A 10,691-nucleotide genomic window follows, 5' to 3' on the forward strand; every position below is an offset into this window, starting at 1 on the left:
TCAACTCAGGTGATATTTATTGAGTAGTTCGCCAAGCTCAGTCGCTTCAAGCTTTTTTAGAATGAGCTCGCGCAGGAACGCAGGTCCCGGGATCTCAATTTCATTTCCGTCGCGCAGTCTACCCATTGCTGCAAGCAGCTTGCGAATATCATAGGTCGAGTTGAATACCTCTGGCACGCCACGTTCAATCTTGAGGAGGATATACACGGCTTCCATCGCGGTCCGAACGGAGTATTCCGTCGTGAAGATACAATCCCGTTCACCCGACTCCGCGAACTGGCCGATGAAGGCGAAATTGACCGCATCTTTCGGCACAACATCTGGCCGATCGCCCGCCTGCCGCGGCATGAAGAAGGAAGTGACGTAGGGCATCATCACCGGGACCGTCTTGGCGGCCCCAGCGGCGAGTTCCGGTATACTCGCAACCGGCACACCGAGGTGATAAAGCCATTCTTGCGTGATTTCCTCGCCCGTACAATCTTGCATCGGTTTCCTCACGTAGTCGCCGGCTTTATCGACGAATAGCGAATAGACCCAGACGACGACTTGATCGCTGGGCTGGCGCTTGAAATGCGGCTGGCGATTTGTGGTCCAACTGAGCAACCAGCTCGAATCTTTCACCGTAACGATGCCTCCTGTGACAACCTTGCCGCTGAACGGATCGCGTTTGGCGATCTTGCGGATGTATGCTGGAATGCGTTTGTCCAGGGTCGTGATCGTCGCCGATTCCCATTTGCTTGCAGGAATATTGCCGCAAAAGACATTTGGGCGTCCAAAGGCCGCATCTTTGGCCGCAATACGCCGCCACAGATCCCAGGCGGGCGCCGGTCCTTCGTTGAGCCTAGCGGCCGTGTGATGGTCCCCCATGTCCGAGTTTTCGGTCAGCGACCCGATCGTCATGAAAACAAGATCGTCGGCGCCAATAATGAGACTGCCCTCAATGCCATTCTCCAGCCAGCGGATGGCTGTGGCTTGCTTGCGTCCACGCTTTATGTCGAAATCGATATCGGTGACTACGACCCCGTAGCGAAAATTGACGCCTTGCGCCAACAGCCATTTGGATAACGGCAGAACAAGCGATTCATATTGATTGTATTTGGTAAACTTCAGCGTACTGAAATCCGGCAGGCCGCCGATATGGTGGATGAATCGATGCAGATAAAGTTTCATCTCGAGGGCCGAATGCCATTCTTCAAAGGCGAACATGGTCCGCCAATAGAGCCAGAAATTGCTGTTGAAGAAATCTCTCCCGAACACTTCGTCGATGCGCTTGGTCTCCATCTGCTTACGAGTGGCAAGAAAAAGGGCAATCAGCTCTTTCTGGGCCTGTTCGCTCAGTGTAAAGAGGCCATCGGTATGAGCATCCTGCCCCTGTTTCACCGTCGCCCGCCGTAGTGTGTAGTTCGGATCATCCTTGTTCAGCCAGTAAAACTCATCGAGCACGCTGGCGCCTTCAAGTTCGAGCGATGGGATCGAACGAAACAGATCCCAGAGACACTCGAAATGATCCTCCATCTCTCTGCCACCTCGAATCACGAATCCCCTTTCCGGATCCTGACAACCGTCCAACGCGCCTCCCGGAACCGTCTGTCGTTCGAGGATGGTGATACGGTCGCCACGCATCTGCCCGTCGCGGATCAAGAAGGCCGCGCCGGAGAGCGCAGCCAACCCCGAACCAACGAACCAAGCTGTCTTGCTGTCCGCGCCGGCGGGTTTGCGGGGCCGAGCAAAAGCTTCGTAATTTCCACTGGTGTAATACATCGCGACATTCCATCTCGTTTGATGTGACAATCCGTCCGCTGATAGTCAGAAGATGTTTTCGACCGCCTGACACTTCTGCGGGACGCCGATCGTCAGACCGCCATCGACGACGATTTCGGAGCCGGTAAGATAAGAGGACTCGTCGCTAAGCAGGAACAAGACTGCCTGTGACACTTCCTGCGGCTCGGCTGGCCGCCCGAGCGGAATTGGAAAACCGGAAAGATCGATGTTCTCTGTCATCCGAGTGTTGATGAAGCCCGGATGGATAGAGCTTATGCGAACGCCGGACGCGGCGGCCTCCAAGGCAGCGGACTTCGTTATGCCCCGCACGCCGAACTTGGAAGCAACATAGGCGTGAAGCCCAGCACTACCCCTCAGCCCCTCAACCGACGAGATGTTGACGATCGAGCCTCCGCCCGCGCGGCGCATGGCAGGTAGGGCCGTCTGCATTCCCAAGAATACACCGGTGAGATTGACAGCCAGGGTCTTCTCCCACTGCTCGAGCGGGAACCGCTCGATGGGAGCCATACTCGCTATGCCTGCATTGTTGACGAGGCCGTGCAGCGCGCCGAACTTGCCCTCCGCAGCCGCGATCGCCTGGCACCATTCCCCTGGCTGGGCGACGTCTTGACGCACATAGATCGCGGATGGGCCAAGTTCGGCCGCGAAAGTCGCTCCTTCATTGTCAAGAATATCGGTGATCACGACTTTAGCGCCCTCGGCTGCCAGCAGGCGCGCATGAGCGGCCCCCATCCCTCGAGCCCCGCCGGTTACCAAAATGACTTTTTCGCTCACACGTCCCATAACTCTTGGTTCCCTCGATCAGTGGCGGTGCAGGGTTTTTCAGCATCAAAAAGGATGACGGGCATGTTGATCAAAATGGTTGAGAACGAGCATTGAAAGTCGGGCAAGCCAAGAGTTGCGGTCTGCACCACGCCCCGGACTCTTGCCGATCTGCCCTCTGCTACGCATCATCTTTGATGCCCAAAGCTTGTGCGCAGTACCCGTGTAAATTGGCGCTAAAGCACTTCAATAACGATTTCACGTCGCGAACATGCTTCCGCCGCTCAGGCGGTAGCCATCCTTTGGATTGTTGCATTGGCTTTGCCGAACTATCCCACCTTCTAGACGCCGACAATTTGCGACCGAATTTCCTCCGGTTTCGGAGATAGGATCGGTACCGGCGAGCGGAGCGATACCGGTGCCGAACGGTGCTGAGCTCCTTGTGGATCGAAAAGTGGGGCGCAGAACGCATGAGGTTCTCCTAAGACTTGCGAATTGGAGTATCCATTCCGTGCAATCGGCGCGCCGACCTGATGGGAAGTCAGCCTCACGTGACTCTTGCACAGGCGCTGGAGGTCTTCCGACTCTCCACCGAGACGGCGATGTCAGGGCCTGCGTTTTCGACCATGCGAGCGATAATGTTGCGCTGATCTGGTTTAATCGAGACACAATGGCGATAGCCATGCTGTTGCGAACACTCGTGAGAGAGCCTCATCGACTTTCTGTCCGGATACTTGATCATGTCGGGCTTTCGACATCGCGTCGTCAATCGGACAAGCGAGCAAGGCAACAAAACAAGAGTCGAAAGTTGTCGGGTCACTCGTACGCAATTTGACGTCAGCCAGTGAGCCGTATAAACGGCACGAGGTGCCTGGCATCGACGTTGCATAACGACTGATAGACAAATAGGAATCACCCACTCGCCTTGACGTCATCATCGGTGAGCACGCTCCGCCGGAATGGATGCACAATCAGGCGCATCCGGCAGCACAGGACAGCTGCCGGCTTCTAGAATGGAAAAGGTCAAGCGTGTCGGATGTTTTCGGATCGTTTAATCCGGCGGATTGAGGTGCAAGGCGCAGAAACGGCACTGCGGCCTCGCGTAGCGAAGATCGCTATCACCGGATCGATGTGCCGTACGGACTACCGAATCCACATCGCATCCAGCGCAATACAGTCGCTTCAGGGGCGCTTCAACAACCGGAGAGGCGCGGTGAGATGAATAGCTCAATCTCCAACCGCGCGAATTATTCTGAGATCAAGGAGGATGCGATGCCCGACGTCAAAGGCATTCCGCTTGATGCGCCTCTTTACCATGGGGGCAAAAATCGTGGCAGTGCGTTTCTCGGCTGCCAAGCCATAAACCTTATGTTCAGCGTGGGGCACGAGGCGAATTGTTTATTGCCGAAGGAGCTAGCACCTGCAGCAAACCCTGCAATCGCCATTGTGGGAGTCGCGAGCTATCGCTCAAGCACTGTCGGGCCATACTTGGAGTGCTATTCAGGAATTCAAGTTCGTGATCCCGACGGTGAGACTGGCTACTACATCCCTTACATTTACGTGACGGTAAATGATGCAGCTCTCGCCTCGGGACGAGAGGTTCTTGGTGCTCCAAAAAAGCTGGCGCACATTAGACTGATCAGAGAAGGCGGTCTAATTCAGGGTACGCTCGAGCGTCCGAAAGGCAAGCGCCTGCTGACCCTTACCGCTCAACCAGACGAGCGCATGAGCTCGGATTCGCGGCAGATGTATTCTGCGCGGACGAATTTCTACTCGGTTCGGCAGCTGCCGCCCATCATTGAGTCCGGGAAGGGAGAGGTCACGCAACTCGTCAAATGGTGTACGGACCGAACGTTGCGACGCGACGAGCGTGGCGAAGAAGTTCTATTTACTGGACCAACCTCCCTAACTTACGACTCCCCCTCGATTATCGATCCCGTGCACAACTTGACAGTTGGCCAAGCCCTGCTCGGCACATACGAGGAGTATGACGCAAGGCTCAAGGCCATTGATATCCTTTCCGAGGAATCAAACCCGGTAAACAGATGATCGACGAGCTTGAAGAATTCATCCAATCCTAAATTGCTGCCAGGGCTGTCGGCTTGCCAGCTGACGGCCGTATGTGGGGTTCACCTCCTCCCGGCGACTCATTTTGGAAGATGGTCGACAAGGCCGGCTTCAAGACCCACGTCTACAACAAGAATAGCGGCAATAAGGAGAAGAAGGCCGACGTGGCGATCGCCACAGCCATGATGGATGGGCGTTCAACATCATCGACAAGGACAACGACCATATCCTGCTGGTTGCCTCGTCAGAAGCAGACGAAAGAGCTGCGCCGGACATGTCGGCTACGGGCCGATTTTGTTGCAGAACTACCTTGAGGATCGGTGCGAACCGTGATTCCGTCGAAGTGAAGCGGCTATCGACGGAGAGATTCGATGATGGGGCGGCGCAACGGCGAGCAGGCTCATCTGTTCTATGCGTTCGACCTCGAGGCCGTAGTGCCGGACGACCATCAGGTTCGGCAAATTGCGGCAGTTCTCGATCTGTCGTGGGTGCGCGTCGAGCTTGCGCCGCATTACTCCAACACTGGCCGACCATCGGTCGATCCGGAGCTGATGATCCGGATGCTCATCCTTGGCTACGTATTCGCGATCCGCTCGGAGCGCGCACTATGCCGCGAGGTTCAGCTCAATCTCGCCTATCGCTGGTTCTGCGGCCTTGGCATAGAAGACAGGATCCCGGATCACTCGGCATTCACGCGCGCCCGCAACGAGAGATTTCGCGATCATGATGTCTTTCGTCACGTCTTCGAGCGCGTCGTCGCTTTGTGCATCAAGGCTGGCCTTGTCGGCGGCAATGGTTTCGCCGTCGATGCCAGCTTGATCGCGGCGGACGCCAATAAGTGCCGCTCGACGCCGGGCGATAAATGGCGCCACGACATCGACCCGATGGGGGCTAGGCGCGCCGTTCAGGACTATCTCGCCAATCTCGACGATCCAGCATGAGGTCGTGCCACCGACGTCGTGCCGAAGTTTGTCGCGCCGTCCGACCCAGCCGCGCAGTGGACTGGCGCACTGCGCAACGCCGCGTTCTTCGCCCACGCCGACAATTACCTCATCGACATCAAGTTCGGTATTATCATGGATGTCGAAGCGTCCCGGGCGATCCGCCAATCCGAGGTTGGCGCATCCCAAACGATGATCGAAAGGACTGAGAAGACGTTCGGCATCAAACCCGACTGGCTCGTCGCGGATACGGCCTACGGGCGGCCCAAAATCTCCACTTCCTGGTCGATGTGAAGGGGATCGCGCCCCACATCCCGGTGATCGACAAGTCACAGCGCGACGACGGCACGTTCAGCCGCGACGATTTCATCTATGACGAGACGCGCGATCAATATGTCTGCCGCAGCGGCAAGATCCTGCCGCGCACGCGGACCACGCGGAGATGACGCTATCTCGTATTTCTCGCGCGTCGCCGATTGCCGCGACTGCCCGCTCAAATCCAAGTGCTGTCCAAACTCGCCGAGCCGGAAGATCACACGCCACGTGCACGAGGCAGCGCGCGATGTCGCCCGGGCTATCGCCAAGACACCTGCCTACGATCAGACCCGACGAGATCGTAAGAAGGTTCGGATGCTGTTTGCGCACCTCAAGCGGATCCTGCGGTTCGACCGCCTAAGACTGCGTGGACCGGCCGGCGCGCGGTTCGAATTTACGCTTGCAGCAATAGCTCAGAACCTTCGTCGCTTTGCCAAGCTGGCGCTCCATCCACCCAACACGGCCGAACTATGAGTTGCGTAAGTGCGTCCGTCGCGTTGTTGCGTCAGGCATCAGTGCCCGGCCGTCTCCGCAGCCCATGCCGGGCAGGCGGCCAAGAGATCGCGAGCCCAAATTTTCAGATCTCAGCCCCGGCTGAGAGCGTCGATCCTACCGACTTCTGCAACAAAATCGGCCCAAAAGCGCAAACCCGCATTTCTCTGCAGCTCGCTTCGCCCGCCGCAACGTGCTTTCAAGAAAAACGACATAGCAGTTGACTCTTTCTGAATACACTTTCCGATGGCGCGGACTTGATGATGCGCCTAAATGGTTTGCGATGCGCAATACGGCGCGGCGCGATATCGCCGCGGGGAGGCAACATGGGCAACGCCCTTGTTGTACACGCGAAACGCCTGCCTCAGTCGCAAAAAGCGCTACGGGCGGCGCAGTATGTCCGCATGTCGACGGATTATCAGCAATACTCGATTGAGAATCAGGCAGTGGTCATCGCGACCTATGCCGAACTTCACAAGCTAACCATCGTCCGCACCTATCGTGACGAGGGAGAAAGCGGCCTCAAAATCGAAAACCGGGGGGGCCTTACCGAACTGGTTGAAGACGTGCAACCGGACGCGCTGACTTCGCTCATCTGCTTGTCTTCGACGTGAGCCGGTGGGGACGCTTTCAGGACGTTGACGAGAGCGCGCACTACGCGTTCATCTGCCGCAAGTCGGGCGTCAAGGTTGCTTGTTGCGCGGAACAATTCGACAATGACGGAAGCGTTCTCGCCAGCATCATGAAGAATATTAAGAGAGTGATGGCGGCTGAGTTCAGTCGGGAACTCTCCGCCAAAGTTTTCGCAGGGTTAGTCCGACTGACGCATCGCGTCTTCAAAATGGGCGGCCCTACGGCTTACGCGTTGCAACGATGTCTCGTCGACGATCAATGCAGGCCGAAGGGCATTTTAACGATCGGCCAGCGCAAATCTTTGCTTACCGACCATGTCAAGCTCATCCCCGGCGCGCCCGATCAAGTCGAGATCGTGAATTGGATTCTCCACGAATATCTCCGTCACAAATCGCAGGCCACCATTGCCCGAGAGCTCAACCAGCGAGGGATCTTGAATAGCCAGGGAAGACCGTGGCTTGGAAAGGCTGTCGGTGACCTCCTCCGGAACCACGCTTATATCGGCGTTCTGACCTACAATCGCAAAAGCAGGAAACTTGGCGCCAAGGTCACGCGCAACCCAAGGGAGCTCTGGATCAGAAAAGAGAATGCCATCCAACCTATCGTCCATCGCGACGCATTCCGGCGCGCGCAAAAGATTATGCGTGAGGGGCGCGTCAGCATTCCCGAAGAGGAAATGTTGCTTCGGCTTCGTAAGGTCCTGATGAAGAAAGGCAGGCTTAGTAAGACGATCGTCAAGTCAAGTCCAGGCCTGCCGTCCATGTCCTCGTATCTTTTGCACTTCGGCGCGCTGCGGAACATCTATCGTCTCATCGGGTACAACGGCAATCAAGGATGGTTTGACAAATACGCCGCGCACCAACGATGGGCCGCCCTTCAGCTTAGCAATGCTGCTCGCCTTCGAGACGCTTTTAAGAGACTTGGTCGCCGTGCCACCCTCAATGCTTCGACTGAATGTCTTCGAATCGATAATGCCGTGAATGTCGTCTTTCGGGTCGCGAGATGCCGCAACTATGAAAACCGGCCCTTGCGCTGGACGCTGCAATACCGCGTGAGGTGGCCGAAGGGATGGGTTGTCGCGGTTCGGCTGGACGAGAAGAACGAAGCGATCTTCGACTATGTCTTGATGCCCTCGGCGTGGCTCACCTTCAGTCGAAGCATGTTCTGGTTCTCCAAGGAAGTCTATAAGGGCCACACCATAAACCGATTTGACACGTTTGAAGCGCTGTCACGCTTCCTCATCGAATGCATCGGCAAGGAAAAGCCCTCGTGAGTCTAACACCGCAGATGAAGAAGCCGTTGAAGGCGGCAACTCGCCACGCGACATCGCAGCTGCCTTGAACAAGATAGGCGTACCCGGGCCACGTGGCGGGGCCTGAAACGACTCGACCATTGACCGTAGCCGCAAGCGCTTGAACGGCATCCTTCAGAATGAGCTGTACGCCGGGCCCATCATCTGGAACCGCCAAAGGTTCATCAAAGACCCGGAGACCGGCAAGCGCATCAGCCGCGAAAACCCGCGCGAGCAGATGACTGCTAAGCCAAAAGATCTGCACGCGCACTGTGATAACCGGACACGGTGCCGCGCGAAGCGATTCAAGCCACGGTTCCAAAGGGCATCGAGGAGAACGCGGTCTGCTGAGATCACGCGTCGGTTTCTTCAAGCTCGGCAACACGCTTGCGCAGCGCGGCGACTTGGTGACGCAGCATGCATATCTCGTCGCCAGCCCAATAGACGCCGCGCTGGGCGATTTCCTTGCGAACGTCGTCCGCTTCCGCGATCTCGCGGCGGATGACGCTGTCGAAGGCTTCGATGATCAGGTCTCGCACGGGTTATTACCACCTTTTAGAAGCGTGCCGGGGCCATCAGATGCCGGCTTTTGCCGGCCGCGTTGCTCAAATGCGTAGAGCGCTCCCTACGGAGCGCTCTACGATCGTCAGTTACGCCTTCGGCAAACTGCCGGCGCGCAAGATGGCTTCGCATCTTGCTCGGACGCTTTGATGCTCGGTGCGCATGTGCATCGAGTAGTTTTCCTCAAGCCCAAGGAAGAGGTCTTCAACCGCTCCGGAGCCGCGTGCATTTTCGAGATCCTTTTCGACCCGTGCCAAAATCTTCAACTCTTTGGCGCAAGCTCTGTCTGCCTTCTGTTTTGTTACCGCTTTCACTGTGGTTTTCTCCGTCGATCTTTCTGAGGTCGAGATAGTCGTCCGGAGCCAGAAATAAGCAACGACAGGCGCTCCCTCGCGCCGTTAGGCTTGCGTCACTGGACATACGCGCGAGGACTCAGGACTCTGGGGAAAACGATTACGCCTGCCGTACGAGGTTTTCTGGACCTCATTGCGACGATAGGAAATGCGGTTCGGCCACGTCAACGTTTACGTTGTATTGTTTTGTATAACACGTATTGAGCCATTAATTATATCGACGCGCAAAGGTGCACCGTGTTTGAATCGCGCGATGAAGCGCAGATCAAACCGAACTCGCAGATGTGGACGGAGAGAGAAGCTGCTCAACTGCTGCGTTGCTCGACGAGCCACGTGAGACATCTGCGGCTCACTCGTCAGCTCGGGTGTTATCCAGGCCGCCCCGGCCTCTCACAAGCCGATCTGGAAGTATACGTCGCGGCAGTGAAGATCATCAGAGTTCGAATGCCCGGAACAGCCAAGGGGTACGCCGTCGTACCGTCGCTTCGGCAAGGTGGCGGACCCACGCGATACGGTCGCCTTCCACTCGATCCATCGACACCCACCTTTAACAGTTTAGTCCGGAGGGCCGCGGCTTCCGGATCGGCGCTTGGACGTTCTGCGGTATGCTTCATGCGACGGTTAGCCAGGTGGGCAGTTTACTCGACGGCCGTCGCGCGACCGCCAGCGCCTCCCAGGCGGCCTGGACGCCGGCGCGGGCCGCGTCGAATATCTCGGCAGTGCCGCTCCAGCGATCCTCCTCTGGCGAGCTGCTAGGCGACGATTGGCCCGGGCCGAGGAATAGTGATTGTGGACCCCGGGCAAAGCCCGTAGCGCCATGGTAGCGAGGCGGCTACGTTGGGACGCATGACGGGCGGGCGCGTACAACAGGAACTGATTGGCTGCTCCGACTGCGGCGGCAATGTCTCATTTTCGGCCGTCGCCTGCCCGCACTGCGGCTCGCGTGAGCCGGCCGGTCCTTATGTGCAAAGCTCCAAAGAGCAACGCCTGCACCGGATCGAAGAGCTGAACGATCGGACACTGATCGGCATGATTGTCTTGTGTACAGGTATCGGCTTCTTCTACGGCGCGGTGATGATCGGTCCCGGTGGCGCCGCCGGCTATGGCCTAGTCGGCGCTATCATCGGCGCACCGGCCGGTTTCATCATCAATGTCAGCCGCCGGCTGTTTGGGTGATCCTGCACCGGTCACGCCGCCGACACAAACACCGGGAAATATCCCGGTGTCACAACCAATGATCGCGGGGAAGCCAATGCCGCCTCTCCTCAATCCAGTTCTCGCCAATCTAGCGCCCTCTGGGTCCGACCTTACCGTGTACGATGAAGAGCACATGACCACGTATTGGCGCCTGCTCGACGCCAATGCCGAGGGCGCTGACTGGCGCGAGGTATCGCGGATCGTCCTTGGTATCGACCCAGACCGCGAGCCCAAGCGGGCCCGGCAGGCATTTGAAACCCATCTTGAGCGCGCGCTCTGCATGGCCAACAGCGGATA

9 protein-coding genes and 1 pseudogene are annotated in these 10,691 nt (G+C 57.4%); 6 read left to right on the forward strand and 4 right to left on the reverse strand.

Annotation, left to right across the window (positions count from 1 at the left end; all coding sequences use genetic code 11):
* Complete coding sequence (locus tag XF30_RS00165; RefSeq protein WP_109141580.1) at positions 1–1,761, reverse strand: oleate hydratase; 1,761 nt, start codon at positions 1,759–1,761, stop codon at positions 1–3.
* A gap of 45 nt (positions 1,762–1,806) precedes the next feature.
* On the reverse strand, positions 1,807–2,565 hold the full coding sequence (locus XF30_RS00170; protein WP_109141581.1) for a glucose 1-dehydrogenase: 759 nt from the start codon (positions 2,563–2,565) through the stop codon (positions 1,807–1,809).
* A 1,251-nt stretch (positions 2,566–3,816) separates the two neighbouring features.
* Between XF30_RS00170 and XF30_RS00180 the strand changes: the two genes are divergently transcribed.
* The 5 genes and pseudogenes from XF30_RS00180 (at position 3,817) to XF30_RS00200 (ending at position 8,265) form a co-directional block, all read left to right on the forward strand.
* Positions 3,817–4,593: an acetoacetate decarboxylase family protein gene (locus XF30_RS00180; protein ID WP_109145496.1), complete on the forward strand. Its 777-nt coding sequence runs from the start codon at positions 3,817–3,819 to the stop codon at positions 4,591–4,593.
* A 110-nt stretch (positions 4,594–4,703) separates the two neighbouring features.
* The gene (locus XF30_RS00185) at positions 4,704–4,925 is read left to right on the forward strand and encodes a hypothetical protein (RefSeq protein ID WP_225130557.1); all 222 of its coding nucleotides are present in this window, start codon (positions 4,704–4,706) and stop codon (positions 4,923–4,925) included.
* A 57-nt stretch (positions 4,926–4,982) separates the two neighbouring features.
* Positions 4,983–6,341, forward strand: a pseudogene (locus XF30_RS00190) (IS1182 family transposase).
* A 344-nt stretch (positions 6,342–6,685) separates the two neighbouring features.
* The gene (locus tag XF30_RS38975) at positions 6,686–6,973 is read left to right on the forward strand and encodes a recombinase family protein (RefSeq protein ID WP_225130558.1); all 288 of its coding nucleotides are present in this window, start codon (positions 6,686–6,688) and stop codon (positions 6,971–6,973) included.
* 128 nt (positions 6,974–7,101) lie between these two features.
* The gene (locus XF30_RS00200; protein WP_225130560.1) at positions 7,102–8,265 is read left to right on the forward strand and encodes a recombinase family protein; all 1,164 of its coding nucleotides are present in this window, start codon (positions 7,102–7,104) and stop codon (positions 8,263–8,265) included.
* 371 nt (positions 8,266–8,636) lie between these two features.
* Here XF30_RS00200 and XF30_RS00210 read toward each other — a convergent pair whose 3' ends face one another.
* Both XF30_RS00210 and XF30_RS00215 read right to left on the reverse strand, forming a co-directional pair.
* Complete coding sequence (locus tag XF30_RS00210) at positions 8,637–8,822, reverse strand: hypothetical protein (RefSeq protein WP_109141583.1); 186 nt, start codon at positions 8,820–8,822, stop codon at positions 8,637–8,639.
* Between the two features lie 111 nt (positions 8,823–8,933).
* Positions 8,934–9,158: a hypothetical protein gene (locus XF30_RS00215; protein WP_109141584.1), complete on the reverse strand. Its 225-nt coding sequence runs from the start codon at positions 9,156–9,158 to the stop codon at positions 8,934–8,936.
* Between the two features lie 885 nt (positions 9,159–10,043).
* On the opposite strand from XF30_RS00215, the gene XF30_RS00220 reads away from it, so the two are divergent.
* Complete coding sequence (locus tag XF30_RS00220) at positions 10,044–10,373, forward strand: hypothetical protein (protein ID WP_109141585.1); 330 nt, start codon at positions 10,044–10,046, stop codon at positions 10,371–10,373.
* Positions 10,374–10,691 lie beyond the last annotated feature (318 nt).

It is taken from the genome of Bradyrhizobium sp. SUTN9-2 (genome assembly GCF_003122645.1).
In the GTDB taxonomy this organism is placed as follows: Bacteria; Pseudomonadota; Alphaproteobacteria; order Rhizobiales; family Xanthobacteraceae; genus Bradyrhizobium; species Bradyrhizobium yuanmingense.

Coding starts and splice junctions, on each gene's coding strand:
- XF30_RS00165 (WP_109141580.1), bottom strand. CDS start 1,761: ATGTATTACACCAGTGGAAATTACGAAGCTTTTGCTCGGCCCCGCAAA.
- XF30_RS00170 (WP_109141581.1), bottom strand. CDS start 2,565: ATGGGACGTGTGAGCGAAAAAGTCATTTTGGTAACCGGCGGGGCTCGA.
- XF30_RS00180 (WP_109145496.1), top strand. CDS start 3,817: ATGCCCGACGTCAAAGGCATTCCGCTTGATGCGCCTCTTTACCATGGG.
- XF30_RS00185 (WP_225130557.1), top strand. CDS start 4,704: ATGGTCGACAAGGCCGGCTTCAAGACCCACGTCTACAACAAGAATAGC.
- XF30_RS38975 (WP_225130558.1), top strand. CDS start 6,686: ATGGGCAACGCCCTTGTTGTACACGCGAAACGCCTGCCTCAGTCGCAA.
- XF30_RS00200 (WP_225130560.1), top strand. CDS start 7,102: ATGAAGAATATTAAGAGAGTGATGGCGGCTGAGTTCAGTCGGGAACTC.
- XF30_RS00220 (WP_109141585.1), top strand. CDS start 10,044: ATGACGGGCGGGCGCGTACAACAGGAACTGATTGGCTGCTCCGACTGC.